Origin of the sequence: Paenibacillus sp. P3E (assembly GCF_001909045.1) — a bacterium.
Lineage (GTDB): Bacteria > Bacillota > Bacilli > Paenibacillales > Paenibacillaceae > Paenibacillus_AQ > Paenibacillus_AQ helianthi.
On the sequence record NZ_LVWH01000126.1, the window covers coordinates 1 to 15,370 of the forward strand.

Sequence of the window (15,370 nt, forward strand, 5' to 3'; positions counted from 1 at the left end):
GAAGTAAAGACATTTTTATTGGTATATAAGCATGATCAGATAAAATCTTTTTAAATAAACGCATAGTAACACATCCTTTTGTGTTTACGATTTTTCTTCATTTCCCAACAATTACTATAATTCACATGTCATATTTTGCGCAATGATTACTTTATCAAACTAAAGTATGATTAAACTACCTGTGTAACGGGTAGGAGGATAACACCATGATATTACTAACGGTTAAAATGCACGGTAGAGTAGGCGATGAAAGTGACTTTGTTGAGATCCATTTGTCTGATGTAAATTATATTGATCTATGGGACCGAACCAAAAATTCCACAAAGGTTTTAGCTTTTCACACTTCAGCAGGTTCATACTTGGCTATTACTACGCTGCATGATATTGCTGAGGTCTGGAAAAAATACGGATTTGATTTAATAGGAAATTCAACTGTTGTTAATAACAATAGAGTAGCGTGTATAAAAACATTAAATCATAATGGATCTGTCATAAAATTTGTAGACGGATCTCGTGTTAAAGTACGCAAGCAAATTTAAAGTTAAAAGTCAATGGGTGTAGTGGGGCTGTACCCTATTTTTTTTCGTCACCGTTCGACAGCGTTTTCATTACTTGTCTGATATATTAACCACATGAAGAACTTGTACTAAATGATGAAGGAAATATTATTCACATTATGTAAACGTTCTAGATGGGAGTACTCCATAAGGAGTACTTTGTACCGGGTCGGAGCAGCTAATGCCGCTCAGCCTACTTTAATAAACTCATAGAGATCATCAATGTTGCAACCTATAGCTGTTGCTATTGTCTTTGCGGTGGACAATTTCATGACTTTCCGATTATTGGCGTAATCGGAAATCTGGGCTTTAGATAACCCAGTTACTTCAGACAGCCATTGTTGCGTTTTTCCAATCTCTCGGAGTCTTTGTTTAAGTAGGCAACGACCAGGTTTATAACCCATAGTCGAGCCTCACAAACATTACATATTTTTCATTGCATAAGAACCTTTGTTCGCTTATTATTGTTTTAATCAGCATAGAACGGAGCATGATGCTATGTCTAACGATGAAATAAGAGAAAAAATACTAAAGACTGGCGATGAAGAATTAATCAAACTTATGAAACAAGTAATATTATTAGATGCAAATGAATTAGAAGAGGCTATAAACACTCATTTGGAATTACCTAAATAGACTGGTCACTCAGGACCGGCTAATTATTTTTGAAAGTTCGTAGCAGTTCCTCTATTATCTTTCTTTTTTCCTCCGGCAACTTAATTATTTCATCTGCTATTTTCATTTTTGACTCATATATTAAATCTTCTTTTGTCTTTTCCTCATTTATAATTCCTGTATTCTCCATATGTCCCGCCTGAATCATAAGTTCCTTATAATCCACTGCTAATGGCTTAGACAACTTTTTCAAAACGTCCGGAGAAGGTATTCCTCGGTTCCCCCTTTCTAATTGCGATATGTAGGAATGAGAAACGCCAGAGTATGTGTTTAGTTGTCGTATGGATAGCTTTCTTTCTTCCCTTTTTTTCCTCAAGTACAATCCAAATTCTGTATTATTCAAAAGTAACCACCTCTATTGTTATTATAGACACAGTTGCAAACATATTTAAAATAAAATATAAAAAAGTGGTTGCAAATGTGTTTATTATGTTGTATATTGTGGTTACAAAAGGAAACACACAAAAGTAACCACGAAGGGAGAACGAAAATGAATATATCTTTTAAAGACCCTAAAAAATTCAGCAAGATTCTAATGATTAATGGTTATAACCAAAGAAAGTTTGCAAGTGCTGCTGATATATCTGGCCCGTATATGAGCCAAATTATCAAAGGTAAAAGAAATCCAAGTCCTAATATGGCAAAGAAAATTTGTGACACTTTAGATTTGAAATTTGATGATATTTTTTTTATCGATAGTGGTTACAAAAGTGACCGAAATAAAACAGCATAAGGAGTGATTATGTATGGACCAATTAGAAATTTTCAATCAAGACGGAAAGCTCGTAGCTGATAGCCGCCAAATTGCAGACATGACAGAAAAAAGACACGCTGACTTAATTCGAGATATTGAAGTCTACAAAAGCATCATTGATCAAAACGCAAATTTGCGTTCTGACTCATTCTTTGTTGAAAGCACATACCAATCCGGCACAGGTAAATCATACAAAATGTATCTCTTAACTAAAATCGGTTGTGACATGGTGGCCAACAAAATGACAGGTACTAAAGGCGTTTTATTTACAGCTACTTATGTAAGCAAATTTGAAGAGATGGAAAGAAAGTTGTCTGAGCCTAGCGACATTGAAAGATTCCTTTACAATCCAGACACGATCATCAAGATAGCTCAGAACTGGAAAGAGGAAAAAGTTCTGAGAATTGCTGCTGAAGAAAAAATTGAAGCAGACAAGCCGAAAACAATATTCGCTGATGCAGTGTCAGCCTCTAATGATTCGATCTTAGTTGGTCAACTGGCAACTTATCTGAAGCAAAACGGCGTTGATATCGGACAAACACGGTTGTTTCAATACCTCAGAGAAGAAGGTTACCTTTGCAAGTCTGGTGAGCGCCGAAACCTTCCAACACAAAAAGGAATGGAACTTAAATTATTTGAGGTCAAAGAATTCACGGTAAACGGTAATACCGGTAGCAGAATAAAATCAACTCCTAAAGTGACAGGTCGCGGACAGATCTACTTTTTAAATAAGTTTCTCAACAAAGCTTCGTGATAAACACTCTCATTAATCTACCAAAGATATATTGATAGTGAAAGGAATATATTTACAGGAGGCGCACACAATGACACTCGAAGAAATGCCAGAAGTACTTACGGCGCAGCACATTGCGGATTACCTGGGGTTATCAAGATATACAATCTACGAGCACTTTAAACTACCCATAGAAATGGGCGGCATCCCAAACTTTCAAGTTGGTAAGAGATCTCGTAAGACCTTAAAGTCGGATTTCATCTTATATCTTAATCGGCAGCGCAGCTATAGAGATGAAGTATCAACCCAGCGTATGAAAAAAATTCAGGGAGTACGCTCCATATCTTAAGGAGGGACAAGCAATGGCTAAAAGACGCGAGGACCTAGCGAAACTGACGCTGGTAATTCCATTTCGAAAACCGGACAAGCCCAAGCATAACCAGTACCGGACGTTCACGCCGATGTGTGGCTGTGGTGAACATGAAGCAGAGTGGGAAGTATACGAAACGCTCCAGCCCCATTGCGATAGCTGCATGCAGGAAGCCATGACAAGTAAGATCAAGCCGTTTGTACGGCCATTGGGAGGATTTGACGATGCAAGCTAAACAAATGTTTGGTGTATTCATCAAAGATGATGATGAACTTTTTGTAATGAACGTAGATGAAGTTTTTCATTATTTGTCTGCGAAATCAGCATTGTTTCTAAACTACGGAGTCCATACGAATGGCGAAAATGTATCAGTATGGGAAGTATCTGCCGGTGCAAATGGAAAATTAGCTGAAGTGTACATCAATGAGTTTTTTGAAGGATTTGAAGACGAGGGTATCTTCATACGAAAAGTTTCCGAGTGGAGGGATGGCCGTGAATGAATTCATTGTAGACACCACTTGCGGCCGGCACTTCCAATGGTCGGCCCCGGACTATGAAAGCTTGCTGCAGTCGTTACTATTTCGAGGATACAAAGCCAAGTTTATCATGCCACTTGCTGAATACAACGAACTAACCGCATTCCGGGAAGAGGTAGAAAGAGAGCTGAAAGAATCTGCTTAAGACGGTACTGGACATAATCAAACATTATGAGAAGGGAGGGAAGGAGGATGGTAGAACCAACGGATCCGAGAGTATTCCTAGAGATGGCGAAGATGGCGAAGGAGAGAGGGAATCTGACGGGACCACTTTACGTAGTATACGCGCTTAATTTCATTAAGGCTAAAAGACGCAAAGAAGCAGCCCTTGCACAGGCTGCTCTAGAAAGACAATTTGAAAATTAACTTACGACTATTATAGCAAAACTTTAGGAGGAATGGAACATGCAAGCACTCCGTTTAGTTGGCACAAAGGATATGGAACATGATGACTGGCTGGAATGGCGTAAACGCGGTATAGGTGGTTCGGATGTTGCAGCTATCTGCGGACTGAGCCGGTATAAATCAGCCCTTGAGGTTTACCTGGACAAGCTTGGCGAGATTCCGCCTATACCAGATAACCCCAAGATGAAAGCCGGGCGTATCCTGGAACCGGTTGTCGCGGATTGGTTTGCTGAAGAAACCGGGATACGGGTCCAGAAGCAAAATTATATCTTCCAACATAAAGACTACCCGTTTATGCTGGCAAACATTGACCGATGGGTTCCGGGTGAAAATGCGGGTCTTGAGATAAAAAATACCGCCGAATATTCGCGTAACAACTGGTTTGATGGGCAAACAGAGATCATTCCCACAGAGTATCAACTCCAGGCTAACCACTATATGGCTGTGACCGGCGCGGATAAATGGTATGTCGCTGTGCTTATCGGAGGGTGGGATTTTCAATGGCGTGTGATCGAGCGTGATGACAACTTAATAAGGAACCTGATCACCATTGAAGAAAACTTTTGGACACAGCATGTCGTGGCCGGCGTGCTGCCAGAAGTCAAAGCCCAGGATACGGACCTGATGAATTACATGTACCATTCCAGCGCTCCTACAAGCATCAATATCAGCGAAGCATACTATGACCTTATTAAGAGACTACTAGACACGAAACAGGTCTTAAAACAGGCAGAGGAAGCCCATGAGGACGTGAAAAACAAAGTCAAGCAGCTGATGGGCGAAAACGAACTCGCTTTGTGGCAGGGTGAAAAATTCTGCTCCTGGAAAACGAACGCACGCGGAAGCCGCGTATTCAAAATAATTGGAGGTCTATAACAATGCAGGGATTAAATTTTACGGTATTTGATTTTGAAACAACAGGTCTTGATCCTCAAAAAGACAAAGTGATTGAAATGGCGGCGATTCGCGTTTGTGACGGGCAAGTAGTTGGCGAGTACAGCACATTGATTAATAATGGTCCTGTTTCTCCTAAGATTACTGAAATCACCGGAATTACAAACGAGGAATTAGAAAAGGGACTTGACGAAAAAACAGCATTCCAGATCCTAAACCGTTTCATTGGAGATAACGTTCTCGTAGCTCATAACGCTGCATTTGACTTATCATTCCTTCATTTCTCGTTGATGCGGATTGCGGGGAAGTCCTTTCAAAATCAATTCTATGACACTCTCACAATTAGTAGAGACAGACACTTTTACCCCCACAAACTAACTGATATGTGTGCCAGATATGATATCGAATTAGAAGGTGCTCATAGAGCGATAAATGATGTTTATGGCTGCTGGAATCTACTAAACAAACTTCACGAAGAAAGCAAAGTAGATAGTTGGATGAACAAACTTGGATATCTCGCCAAGTACGGAGCGCCAAAATGGACACCGGATTATGCAGTAATCTTTCCTACCGAAAACAAATACGAGCCAAGGGGATATTAATCATGAATATGAAAGCAACTACAAGCCAAAGCGCATTATCAGGAACGTTATCAAGCATAGCTACAGCAGCACCAACCAAAGGTAAAACCATTAACGACCTATTTGAACAAATGAAGCCAGCCATTGCCCAGGCCATCCCAAAACACCTCACTCCTGACCGCCTGCTACGGATTGCTACAACCAGTATCCGCACGAATCCAAAACTTAAGGTATGCACGCCTGAGAGCCTCTTAGGGGCTGTGATGCAGTGTGCTCAATTAGGCCTTGAGCCTTCCATACTTGGTCATGCCTACCTTATCCCGTATAAGAACAAAGGCGTGGACGAATGCCAATTCCAGATTGGTTACAAAGGCCTGATTGAGCTTGCCCGGCGCACTGGACAGATCAGCAGCATTATGGCCCAGGCTGTCCATGAAAAGGATGAATTTGAGTACGAATACGGGATCAATGAAAAGCTCAAGCATGTTCCGGCTGATGGTGACCGGGGTCCAGTAGTTAAATATTACTCATATGCAAAATTCAAGGACGGCGGATATTCCTTCATGGTCATGAGTCGCCAGGATATCATGATTCACCGCGATAAATTTAGTAAGGCTAAGACGTATGGACCATGGGTAGACCACTTTGACGAGATGGCGAAGAAGACCGTTCTGAAGTCGCTCATGAAGTATATGCCGATTAGCGTAGAGTTCCAGCGCGCGGTTGACCAGGACGAAACTACTAAACGGTTTGAATCTGATGCAGATGATATGAGCGATATCGTGGACGTTACGGATTGGACGGAAGCTCCAGGAGAGGCAACAGAGGTTGATACTGATCCTAATCAGGCTGCACTCGAAATTTAATCGGAGGTGTACCCATGCAAAAGAAGAAGAAAAAGGAAGTATCGGAGCTGAAAAAGGGATTCCTGAAGCACCACAAAAAGAACAAGACGCGTTCACAGCGCGCCGAGTTCCCTTTATCCGTAGTCGCTGAGCTCATCAAGGAGTCTGGCGGGCTCTGCCAAGTATGCCATGTCAGCCGTGGAACACAAACGCACCACATCATGCCCCGGAGCAGATCCGGCCGGGGCGTTAAGGAAAACGGGCTGCGCGTCTGCAACTACTGCCACAATATGATTCATGAAAAAAACTCTATTTTGAATAAGTACATTGATCTGCAACGCGAAAAGTACGGGGACAACTTCTGGTATGACGAACTAGACCGGATTCAGTATAAGGAGGAAGCCTAATGAACTTTTTCTACCAATTCATTACTAAAGATGCGGGGAGGAATGACATCATGGACAGAAAAGAGCGCCTTACTAGTGACATATCTGATTATGACAAGGCCATCGGTATATATGAAGAGGTACTGGATTACGCCACAAAGAACAATAACCCCGGCGACATCGAATTTTACGGTCACATGATCGATTTCATGCGAAGTAAGAAGGATGAAGCCGAGGCAGCGTTGCAGCAGCTTAAGAGTGCTTAGGTGGATCTGGAACGTATTCCAGTAGATCACCAATTCCACATTCAAAGAAACGGCAGAGCGATTCAATGGTGGAGTAATCAATACGTATATTTGTTCCATCATAAAGACGTGCCAGTGTTGGACCGCTCACGCCTGTTTCTTTCGTCAATTTGTTCAAACTGCGGATCTTTTTTTCCGCCATAAGCATTGCTAGATTGCTTTTAATCATCACTTATCACCTATACCTATCATAATCATAACCACTTATAAGTAAACGGTATAAGGTAAAGTTTAACGATAGCGTTGATTAATTAACGATATAGTGATATATTTAACTCAAAGAATAAAGGGAGGTTGAAGTAATGAAATTGAAATCTTACCCTCTGCGACTTTCCGAAGAACTCCATAAGGAATTGAAACTCTACTGTGTGGAAAAAGGAATTTCCATGCAAGAGTTCATTCTGGATGCTATCGAGGAAAAAGCTGATAAGAAGATTTTCACGCCGGAACGAACGGCGGTGTAAGGAATGGCCTGGATTGAAAGTCACCAAGGATTAGGGCGGCACATAAAGACGAAGCGACTTGCTAGAAAGTTGAAAATAGACATACCAGCAACTATAGGTCACCTGCACCTCTTATGGTGGTGGGCAATGGACAATCTACCAGACGGAAACCTTAGCGTTTTAGAACCGGAAGATATTGCTGATGAAATGATGTGGAGTGGTGATGCTGCCGAGTTATTACAGGCTCTACATGAAACTGGATTCGTCGATGAAGTGAATGGAGAACTGTTTATTCATGACTGGCATGATTATATTGGTCGGTTGTTAGAGAGACGAAGAAAGGAGACGGAACGGAAACGGGAATACCGAAGGAAATCCCAGGAATGTCCCACGGGACAAGACGCGGATGACACACGGGACGGCGGTGGTAACAGTACAGTACCGTACCTTAACAATAATATTACTACTACGGGAGACGATAATTTATCAAAAATTGACAAGGCTTATGCAAGGATACACAAATGTATGGGATTAAAACCGAAGGATTGGCCGGAAGTCAATTCCCTTTTAAACCAAAACATACCACCAGATTTGATTATCGCAGTTATGGAAGAAAAGAACGCAAAGAAAAGTGGGGACGGTGGAAAAATCAACTCATTTTCATTTTACACTGAAGCCATAAAAGAGAGGGCAATAGGTAAAAGCAATCATAATACATCACGGATGGCGTTGTTTGATCACTATGAGGAAGGAGCTTGATAATGGAAAAAGGTCAAGCGGTATCAATTGTGAAAAGACTAGCAGCTTATTACCCAAACTGGAAAGTGGATAAAAGCATAGTTGAGATATGGGTAGACACACTTGTTGGTGAAGATTACGAAAATGCTCTGCAAAACATGAAGGAATATATATCGAGTAACGAATATCCTCCCCCAATTGCAGCCATCATCAAGCCAAACTCGCGTATCGAAGGGAAGAGAGAAATCGAGCGAACGCGACAAATGCTCCAGGAGCAAGAAGAACTTCGAAAGAGCATACCAAGTGAACTTCCTTGGGTACGCGATGGGATGACCCGGGAAGCATGGGCTCAAAAGAAGATCGCCGAGAAAAGAGGTTCAGAATGGAATACTTCAGCTTAGAGGCCGAGCAAGCCGTAATCGGTTCGGTGCTGAAATCTCCTGAACTGATATACGAAACCACACTTCAACCAGAACAGTTCTATCACGGAGGACACAAGGCCATATTTGAACAGATGGTTGAGCTGCGGGACAGTGAGAGAAAAGTCGATTTGGTCTTAATCACCGCAGGACTTGGCGGACAACTTCAAGAGTTTGGTGGTACGGCGTATCTGCTGGAAATGAGTCGGTCCGTTGATACCGTAGCAAACTTCACAGATCACGAACGAATTGTCCGAGAGAAAAGCCTAATGCGTGCCGGGATGCGTGCGATTCATGAGATTTACGGCGCGGGATATGGAAATCCATCAGAGTTTTCAGCAGAGCTCATGATTATAGCAGAAACCATCAGCGACCAAGCGCGAACAAAAGAAGGGTTTGTACACATAAGCAAAGGATTGGAAAGCCATTACGAACAACTTCAGGAAAAGAAATACTCTAAAAAGTCGCTTGGACTTAGCACGGCTGGAAAAGCGCTGGACAAGATAACCGGTAAATGGCAGAAGCAGACGCTGAACATTATCGCAGCCCGTCCATCCGTAGGTAAAACGGCAATGATGTTGAACAATGCCAGGAGGAACGCCGGGGAAAAAGCTACAGTAGCGATATTCAGCCTTGAGCAGCCGCAGAATCAATTGTATGACCGGATGATTGCAGCAGAGTGCAATATCGAAGGCGAACGAATCAAGACAGGACAGTTAAGAGACGACGAGTGGGAAAAATACGTGATCGCTTATGCGGAAATGGTTGGGTTGAACCTGTACATTGACGATAGGCCGGGGCTGAGTATTCAAGAAATACGTTCAGCAGTAAGAAAACTGAAGAAAAACAACCCTGAACTAATCGTATATATCGACTACTTGCAGTTGATCAGCGGCGGTAAAAAGTTTGATAGCCGCACATTGGAAGTGGGATATGTCAGCACCAGCTTAAAACAGATGGCCCGGGAGAATGATTGCCCGGTGGTGGCCTTGGCACAGCTTAGCCGAGGAGTAGAGCAGAGACAGGACAAGAGGCCGATGCTATCAGACCTCCGCGAGTCTGGGAACATTGAACAAGATGCGGATACCATAACCTTCCTATACCGGGATGATTATTACGACAAGAACACTGAGAAACAGAACATTATCGAATGCATTGTTGCAAAGAACCGGAATGGCGGCGTAGGCACAGCGGAAATGATTAACCTGAAGCAGTACGGCAAATTTCTGGATCTGGATATCACACACCATGAAATTCCGGGTGTACGTAAGGGAGCTTAACCAATAGAGAGGAAGATGAACAGTGAGTGAAAAAGTGGTGCTGACGAAAGAGCAAGCGGGTAAAATAAGTAAGCTGCTGGAGTTTCATCCCAAAGAAAGAATCATATCCGACTTTGTGACAACAGAAAATCGTAGCAAAGAAGGGTTAACTTTAGACGTACTGATCCAGGCACTCTACATCGGATATGAAGTAACACAAACTGTAGAGGAACGCCTAATCGACTTTCACGGATCTTTCACAAAGACAGTCACAGCAAGAGACTATATTACTGGTCAAATGGCGGGGGAAGTAATTGCAGAAGTGTTAAACATCATCGGCATGAAAGTAAAAGGAATAAACGATTGATAGAGAGGATGACTCTCATGGCAAGTATAAAAACAGAACAACGGCAGCGCAGTAAGAACCTGAATGAGATGCAGCGCTCATACAACGCCGCTGAGTGGCTTATAAGGGACAAGGTGGAGCAATTGGACTGGTTACTCTACAAACTGCACCAGGAGGACCGTACGCTTGGCGTAGAGACGTGGTACATCCAGAGCTATATACGCGAAAAGGTAACAGCGATGATTGACGAGGTAGCAGCTTTGAGGGAAGAAGAGGAACGGCAGGGAGTCAGAGGACGAAAGAGAGGATGAATGGAATGAAAGAACGTTTATTGGAAATAGCATACCGAGAGCATAAAGAATCACCATTCCTCGATCATGAACAGTTTGAATGCTTAATCGCTCTGATTGAATGGGGAGATATATCAACGATTAAACAAATGCGCGAATACGGATTTGGTGATAACGAACCGGAATACATCGAATCGACCGAACAGGCCCAAGCCGGAAAGGAAGTTAATCATGACTGATCTAATCCAAGAGGTAAAGGAAGCACTACAAGCAGCACAAAGGTACCTGGAGCACAGCGAGAAACAGAAAGTATATGACGAATCCGTACACATTATAGCAGCATTAAAGAAACACCTAGAAACCGCAGAGAGACAAAGGGAAGAAGCAGTAAAGGCGCTGGAATGGTACGGTGGCGGGAATCACTTTAAGACAAATCAATTACAATCAAAAATTTTAGAAGTGGAAACAGGCGAGTTGGCCCGTACCACCCTTAAACGCATAAAAGGAGAGAACGGATAATGGCAAAATTCAAATTTGTAGTTTATTCACCTTATGTTAACGCAAATGTTGAGGATGAAGTGGAATACCCGGATGAAGTATTTGAGAACATGACTGAGGATGAGAAATACGAGTACCTCAACAAAGAAGTAAAAGAGTGGATGCTTCAGACAACAGAGTGGGGATGGGAAGAGATTTAATCATTGGCCGGAGGACATCTATCGACAGAATAATCCCAGCAACGCGGGGGCAGATAAAGAGTTTTCAATTCCTCTAACAACAAAGGAGATGCAATGTATGACACCAGAAGAGATTAAAGCAACGAAAGAACTGCTTACTGTAGCATCAACCGAAACTCTGCAATCTATAGCAATGGATCTGCTGGCTGCTCTAGAAGAGGCAGAACAGCAGAATGCCACACTCCTGCAAACAATTCATGATGCTAATGATGAAGTAAGTAGAATGGCCACAGTGTGCCAAGAGACGAAGCCCGAACGAGATCGGCTGCGACGGGATTTAAAGAAGGCGCGAGAGGATTTAGAATTTGCTGATCGCAATGCAAGAGTATCTATTAATCGACATTTTGACAATGAACTCTCTGCGATAAAACTTAGCGCGAATTTATCGGAAGAGTTAGTTAAGGCACAGCAGACCATAGCCCGGCAACGGGAGCACTCCTTGGAACGGCTACTTTTGGAAATGTGGGATGCGGCAGGAATAGAGGAGATTTATAAATACAAGAATCGTATCAAGGTGTTCAAAAGGCCGGGACTTGTAAGTTATGAATTGCTCTGCGACTTAACGTACAGGATGTTTCAGGATGTTTATGATACCGCGAATGACGATCACACAACAGCAGAAGAGGCCAAGGTCAGCGTTAAAGTGCTGCTTGCAGCCCTTGGGGAAGGAGCTAAGGAATCATGAACGAACTCGGACACGGACCTATTAAGCTGGTGGATGGACAACTACGGGACAATTTATCCCGCCTCTGGTGCGGCTGTGGGCAACCGGCTGTGCATCAAGTACCTGATGAGGTGACACATCATAGGTTTCAGTGCGCTAAGTGCAGCGAAGGTTGGGAGGACCAGACATGAAACATACACCAGAACATTCAACATTTGACCGCAGTGAAACTATTCGTGAACTGGAAGAAATAGCTGAAATGTCAGATGCAGATATGGAACTGAATCACGAATGGATTCGCAAGGTTTCCCGGTCTGCGAGGGTCCATTTGCTCACCTTGCGTACTCAAAATGAGGAAATAAAGCGTAAACTCAAGCAGCAGAAAGGAATTGGGCAGACATGACACAAGTAAAGGAAATGACCAACCCCGAGCTTAACTTAGCACTTGCTCTGTTATGCGGCCATAGAGAAATATCGGAACGTGAAGATGTGGAGCAGCAACGACAGCGTAATGATTATGTGGGATCCGGCGTTGTCGTCCTATACGGGAATCATTATATAGTCCGTGCTAATGGTAAGTACGGAACGTGGGACCCGTGTTCAGACCCTGCCGCCTCTCTAGAGGTACAGACAGCAGCGTGTGCCATGGATAAAGAGGAATACATCTGGAACATAGTCCTCATAAAGTGGGGTCAATCGCCAATTCTTTTTAGCGCAGTGAGTAATTCAAGAGCTGCAGACATTGCTTGCGCCACTCCCAGAGAGAGGTCAGAGGCTGCTTATATGGTACTAAGCCAACATAAACCCGATACGGCCCCCGGCTACGCCTGAGTGGGTTCGGTCGATACGGTGGCGCTACGCGCAAAACAAAGGAGGTCAAGCAATATGAGCACCCGCAGCCCATTAATCTGGTTTGGCGGCAAAGGTAGGGTAGCACAGCATATTATCAGCAAAATGCCAGAGCATACATGTTATGTTGAACCATTCGGCGGCGCAGCTCACGTAATCGCCCAGAAATACCCGGTATACAGCGAAGTGTACAACGACATTGACGGCGAAGTGGTGAACTTCCTGATGATGGCCATAACTGAGCCGAAACGATTACAGCAGGCTTGTGACGAGCTTCCGTACAGCAGAGCGATCTATGAAAAGTGGAAGCGCGAGGAACAGCCAAATGATGAATTCACTCGAGCTGTCCGGTTCTTTTATATCAATCGGTCTGGCATTGCCAAAGGGAACTCAGATAGCGCATTTTCAACGGATACCGGATGGCGACACAGCCGGGAGCATAACACAGCCCGGACGTACCGATCAGCCTGCCAAGTCATTACAGAGTTTTCCAAGCGCATGCAGAGCGTCATGATAGACAATCGAGACTTCCGGGAAATCATCCGAGTTTATGATGGACCCGACACACTGTTCTACGTTGATCCGCCGTATATTGGCCGGGAAAAGTACTACGCTGGGGGATTTACGGAGAAAGACCATCGTGATCTTGCGGATATGCTCAACCAAGTTAAAGGCAAGGTGCTGCTGTCATATTACGACGATTTTCTGCTGGATGAACTATACCCGGATGTGAAACGGGGGGGCAAATGGTAACGCGAAGGATTCCAGGCGGCGCGGCAGGTAGTGAACGGCAGTAATAATACAGCACAGGAACTCTTACTCATGAATTATCACATCGGACAGATAGAGTTATTCTAAGGCCGATAGGCCATCGCTCGACAGCAATACCTAGCCGGAGGCGGGGGCCGTATATCGGCTCTCCCCTATAACAAGGAGGATATAACCGTATGGACCCATTGCGAGAGGTAGGGAAATTACTTAACAGGGCCGGGCTTTGGGAAACAAGATCAAAACGAGCATCTCTCAAGGGAGATTATGATCGGGCAGGAAAATTAAGAAATAAGGCGTTTCAACTTGCGGCTAAGGCTAGAAGAATCGAAGAAAGATACCGCGAGGAGGTACACCCCCAATGACCCAAACACCCCGGGACTGGCAAAATGATATGGAGATGTGCGATGCTGCTACACCAGGACCATGGCAAGCAATAGATGTAGCTGATGGCGCTTTTGTACTGGACGCTGAGTATAACGTAATCGCAGCAATGGTTGAGTATACGGACGACACCTCATTTGCAGCAGAGGCTCGTACAGCATTGCCTTACTGGATCCAAGAATCCAAAAAATGGCGAGAGGAAGCCCTGCGGAAATACCCGACACCAGAAGCATACGAAGCAGCATGCACCGCCCTGGAGAAGCACAGAGCCCGTGCAGACGCAGCAGAGGCCCGGGAACAACGGCTGAAACCGGAAATAGGAAAATGTTTGGTGGCTGGTAATTCACTAGCAAGCATCATCATGGGTTATGAACTCCCTGAAGGACATGAAGATTGGTCATATCAAACCGCAAATGCATATTTTTACGACACGTATTACAACGACCGGAAATCTGCTTATGAAGGGTATGAGACATGGCTTGCGTGGAAAGCGATTATGGATGTTTCGCACAACCTTGCCTCCCTTTACCCAGATACCCCAGCACCAGCAGCAGCGGAGGACCCTAATGAGGTGCTTAGACGCAACGGCATTGATCCCACAGGCTGGACATGGCATACCCCAGCACCCAAGGAGGGCGTATAGACGTGAAACAAGGGACGCTTAGTTCCACCGAATCTAAACCATGTATCGTCTGCAACAGGCAGACTGCAAATTACAGAACCTATGAGCAATCTGGACTTGAAGTGAAAATCCCCTTTTGCGATACAGAGAAACGGGATTGTGGGAAATCGGTTGATGTAAAAGATCTCTTACGGCGGCAATTGATAATGTTGAAACGTGAAATTTTGAAGCAGGTTGAGGAAGGAGATAGCCAGAGATGACACCAGATCAGTTTGAGCAAATAAAACGCGATTATCAAAAATGTAAATCCACCACCGGAGAATATACAACAATCCCTATGGAATGGTATGGACTTTTACTGGATGCTCTGGAAGATGCGTTAGAAGAAATTGATTCACTGAACGCCTGGCGTGAGTACAAGTCTGAAATGTCCCAACAAAACCCATAAAAAAAGAGGAAGGAGATAACCAATGACACTCACAAGGGAAGAGATACAAGGCATCAAGCCGGGCCGGGAACTGGATGCATTAATTGCCAAAGAGGTATTTGGCTGGCACTACGGACCGTACCATACAGAGTTGCGGAAATACTCCACTCACATCGTTGCAGCATGGGAAGTATTCGTGAAATTCGATTTACCATCAGTCGGAATGTATGTAGACGAAGATGATAACGAATGGTTCACCTGCAACATTGGCACTCATAGAGCGACTGGAAAGACTGGTCCTGAAGCAATTTGTAAATGTGCATTGCTAGCTGTACTGGGCTTATAACGGCCGTCAGGCCTCCGATTCGACCGCAATACTCAGC

At 43.9% G+C, this 15,370-nt stretch carries 33 protein-coding genes; 30 read left to right on the plus strand and 3 right to left on the minus strand.

What is annotated here, in order from left to right:
* The first annotated feature begins 206 nt into the window (after positions 1-206).
* Positions 207-539, plus strand: coding sequence for a LytTR family DNA-binding domain-containing protein (locus tag A3842_RS11420; RefSeq protein WP_074101492.1), 333 nt, complete (start codon positions 207-209; stop codon positions 537-539).
* Between the two features lie 206 nt (positions 540-745).
* Here A3842_RS11420 and A3842_RS11425 read toward each other — a convergent pair whose 3' ends face one another.
* Positions 746-961 (minus strand): helix-turn-helix domain-containing protein, encoded by a 216-nt coding sequence (locus tag A3842_RS11425; RefSeq protein WP_074101493.1) that lies wholly within the window; start codon positions 959-961, stop codon positions 746-748.
* Positions 962-1,055: 94 nt separating this feature from the next.
* Here A3842_RS11425 and A3842_RS32470 point away from each other — a divergent pair, with 94 nt between their 5' ends.
* On the plus strand, positions 1,056-1,193 hold the full coding sequence (locus tag A3842_RS32470; RefSeq protein ID WP_178382335.1) for a hypothetical protein: 138 nt from the start codon (positions 1,056-1,058) through the stop codon (positions 1,191-1,193).
* Between the two features lie 19 nt (positions 1,194-1,212).
* Here A3842_RS32470 and A3842_RS11430 read toward each other — a convergent pair whose 3' ends face one another.
* Entirely contained in the window at positions 1,213-1,575 is a 363-nt protein-coding gene (locus tag A3842_RS11430) for a helix-turn-helix domain-containing protein (protein ID WP_074101494.1), read from the minus strand.
* Between the two features lie 147 nt (positions 1,576-1,722).
* Between A3842_RS11430 and A3842_RS11435 the strand changes: the two genes are divergently transcribed.
* From A3842_RS11435 to A3842_RS11485, 12 genes are all read left to right on the plus strand, one after another.
* Complete coding sequence (locus tag A3842_RS11435) at positions 1,723-1,965, plus strand: helix-turn-helix transcriptional regulator (RefSeq protein WP_074101495.1); 243 nt, start codon at positions 1,723-1,725, stop codon at positions 1,963-1,965.
* Between the two features lie 13 nt (positions 1,966-1,978).
* Positions 1,979-2,740, plus strand: coding sequence for a phage antirepressor KilAC domain-containing protein (locus A3842_RS11440; protein ID WP_074101496.1), 762 nt, complete (start codon positions 1,979-1,981; stop codon positions 2,738-2,740).
* A 70-nt stretch (positions 2,741-2,810) separates the two neighbouring features.
* Entirely contained in the window at positions 2,811-3,068 is a 258-nt protein-coding gene (locus A3842_RS11445; protein ID WP_074101497.1) for a helix-turn-helix domain-containing protein, read from the plus strand.
* A 13-nt stretch (positions 3,069-3,081) separates the two neighbouring features.
* A complete protein-coding gene (locus A3842_RS11450; RefSeq protein ID WP_074084830.1) occupies positions 3,082-3,324 on the plus strand; it encodes a hypothetical protein in 243 nt (80 codons plus the stop codon).
* A complete protein-coding gene (locus A3842_RS11455) occupies positions 3,314-3,589 on the plus strand; it encodes a hypothetical protein (RefSeq protein ID WP_074101498.1) in 276 nt (91 codons plus the stop codon). Before A3842_RS11450 ends, A3842_RS11455 begins: the two co-directional genes overlap by 11 nt.
* Entirely contained in the window at positions 3,582-3,770 is a 189-nt protein-coding gene (locus A3842_RS11460; protein WP_074101499.1) for a hypothetical protein, read from the plus strand. Before A3842_RS11455 ends, A3842_RS11460 begins: the two co-directional genes overlap by 8 nt.
* Positions 3,771-3,817: 47 nt before the next feature.
* The gene (locus A3842_RS32475) at positions 3,818-3,991 is read left to right on the plus strand and encodes a hypothetical protein (protein ID WP_178382336.1); all 174 of its coding nucleotides are present in this window, start codon (positions 3,818-3,820) and stop codon (positions 3,989-3,991) included.
* A gap of 39 nt (positions 3,992-4,030) precedes the next feature.
* Positions 4,031-4,906, plus strand: coding sequence for a YqaJ viral recombinase family nuclease (locus A3842_RS11465; protein ID WP_074101500.1), 876 nt, complete (start codon positions 4,031-4,033; stop codon positions 4,904-4,906).
* 2 nt (positions 4,907-4,908) lie between these two features.
* Positions 4,909-5,526, plus strand: coding sequence for a 3'-5' exonuclease (locus A3842_RS11470; RefSeq protein ID WP_074101501.1), 618 nt, complete (start codon positions 4,909-4,911; stop codon positions 5,524-5,526).
* Positions 5,527-5,528: 2 nt separating this feature from the next.
* Positions 5,529-6,371, plus strand: coding sequence for a recombination protein RecT (gene recT, locus A3842_RS11475; RefSeq protein ID WP_256701666.1), 843 nt, complete (start codon positions 5,529-5,531; stop codon positions 6,369-6,371).
* A 14-nt stretch (positions 6,372-6,385) separates the two neighbouring features.
* Positions 6,386-6,757 (plus strand): HNH endonuclease, encoded by a 372-nt coding sequence (locus tag A3842_RS11480; RefSeq protein WP_074101502.1) that lies wholly within the window; start codon positions 6,386-6,388, stop codon positions 6,755-6,757.
* Complete coding sequence (locus A3842_RS11485) at positions 6,757-7,002, plus strand: hypothetical protein (RefSeq protein WP_074101503.1); 246 nt, start codon at positions 6,757-6,759, stop codon at positions 7,000-7,002. The genes A3842_RS11480 and A3842_RS11485 overlap by 1 nt, the downstream gene beginning before the upstream one ends.
* On the opposite strand, the gene A3842_RS11490 is transcribed toward A3842_RS11485, so the two are convergent.
* Positions 6,989-7,210 carry a helix-turn-helix domain-containing protein gene (locus A3842_RS11490; RefSeq protein ID WP_074101504.1) on the minus strand — a complete coding sequence of 74 codons (222 nt, stop codon included), beginning with the start codon at positions 7,208-7,210 and terminating at the stop codon, positions 6,989-6,991. The genes A3842_RS11485 and A3842_RS11490 overlap by 14 nt on opposite strands.
* A gap of 133 nt (positions 7,211-7,343) precedes the next feature.
* Here A3842_RS11490 and A3842_RS31995 point away from each other — a divergent pair, with 133 nt between their 5' ends.
* From A3842_RS31995 to A3842_RS11575, 16 genes are all read left to right on the plus strand, one after another.
* The gene (locus A3842_RS31995; RefSeq protein WP_143186250.1) at positions 7,344-7,505 is read left to right on the plus strand and encodes a toxin-antitoxin system HicB family antitoxin; all 162 of its coding nucleotides are present in this window, start codon (positions 7,344-7,346) and stop codon (positions 7,503-7,505) included.
* Positions 7,506-7,574: 69 nt separating this feature from the next.
* Positions 7,575-8,243, plus strand: a complete 669-nt coding sequence (locus A3842_RS11495; protein ID WP_178382337.1) for a hypothetical protein — start codon at positions 7,575-7,577, stop codon at positions 8,241-8,243.
* Positions 8,244-8,245: 2 nt separating this feature from the next.
* Positions 8,246-8,623 (plus strand): replicative helicase loader/inhibitor, encoded by a 378-nt coding sequence (locus A3842_RS11500; protein ID WP_074101506.1) that lies wholly within the window; start codon positions 8,246-8,248, stop codon positions 8,621-8,623.
* Positions 8,605-9,921, plus strand: a complete 1,317-nt coding sequence (dnaB, locus tag A3842_RS11505) for a replicative DNA helicase (protein WP_143186251.1) — start codon at positions 8,605-8,607, stop codon at positions 9,919-9,921. The genes A3842_RS11500 and dnaB overlap by 19 nt, the downstream gene beginning before the upstream one ends.
* A gap of 22 nt (positions 9,922-9,943) precedes the next feature.
* The gene (locus A3842_RS11510) at positions 9,944-10,267 is read left to right on the plus strand and encodes a hypothetical protein (RefSeq protein WP_074101508.1); all 324 of its coding nucleotides are present in this window, start codon (positions 9,944-9,946) and stop codon (positions 10,265-10,267) included.
* 17 nt (positions 10,268-10,284) lie between these two features.
* On the plus strand, positions 10,285-10,557 hold the full coding sequence (locus A3842_RS11515; RefSeq protein WP_143186252.1) for a hypothetical protein: 273 nt from the start codon (positions 10,285-10,287) through the stop codon (positions 10,555-10,557).
* Positions 10,554-10,775: a hypothetical protein gene (locus tag A3842_RS11520; RefSeq protein ID WP_074101510.1), complete on the plus strand. Its 222-nt coding sequence runs from the start codon at positions 10,554-10,556 to the stop codon at positions 10,773-10,775. Before A3842_RS11515 ends, A3842_RS11520 begins: the two co-directional genes overlap by 4 nt.
* Positions 10,768-11,055 (plus strand): hypothetical protein, encoded by a 288-nt coding sequence (locus A3842_RS11525; RefSeq protein WP_074101511.1) that lies wholly within the window; start codon positions 10,768-10,770, stop codon positions 11,053-11,055. The genes A3842_RS11520 and A3842_RS11525 overlap by 8 nt, the downstream gene beginning before the upstream one ends.
* A complete protein-coding gene (locus A3842_RS11530; protein ID WP_074101512.1) occupies positions 11,055-11,234 on the plus strand; it encodes a DUF7167 family protein in 180 nt (59 codons plus the stop codon). The genes A3842_RS11525 and A3842_RS11530 overlap by 1 nt, the downstream gene beginning before the upstream one ends.
* 97 nt (positions 11,235-11,331) lie before the next feature.
* On the plus strand, positions 11,332-11,958 hold the full coding sequence (locus tag A3842_RS33320) for a hypothetical protein (RefSeq protein ID WP_256701667.1): 627 nt from the start codon (positions 11,332-11,334) through the stop codon (positions 11,956-11,958).
* 166 nt (positions 11,959-12,124) lie between these two features.
* Positions 12,125-12,340, plus strand: coding sequence for a hypothetical protein (locus tag A3842_RS11540; RefSeq protein ID WP_074101513.1), 216 nt, complete (start codon positions 12,125-12,127; stop codon positions 12,338-12,340).
* Positions 12,341-12,822: 482 nt separating this feature from the next.
* Positions 12,823-13,539: a DNA adenine methylase gene (locus A3842_RS11550; RefSeq protein ID WP_256701668.1), complete on the plus strand. Its 717-nt coding sequence runs from the start codon at positions 12,823-12,825 to the stop codon at positions 13,537-13,539.
* Between the two features lie 376 nt (positions 13,540-13,915).
* Positions 13,916-14,581: a hypothetical protein gene (locus A3842_RS11560; protein WP_074101516.1), complete on the plus strand. Its 666-nt coding sequence runs from the start codon at positions 13,916-13,918 to the stop codon at positions 14,579-14,581.
* 2 nt (positions 14,582-14,583) lie between these two features.
* Entirely contained in the window at positions 14,584-14,820 is a 237-nt protein-coding gene (locus A3842_RS11565) for a hypothetical protein (protein ID WP_074101517.1), read from the plus strand.
* Positions 14,817-15,008 (plus strand): hypothetical protein, encoded by a 192-nt coding sequence (locus A3842_RS11570; protein ID WP_074101518.1) that lies wholly within the window; start codon positions 14,817-14,819, stop codon positions 15,006-15,008. The genes A3842_RS11565 and A3842_RS11570 overlap by 4 nt, the downstream gene beginning before the upstream one ends.
* 22 nt (positions 15,009-15,030) lie before the next feature.
* Positions 15,031-15,333: a BC1872 family protein gene (locus tag A3842_RS11575; RefSeq protein WP_074101519.1), complete on the plus strand. Its 303-nt coding sequence runs from the start codon at positions 15,031-15,033 to the stop codon at positions 15,331-15,333.
* Positions 15,334-15,370: the final 37 nt, after the last annotated feature.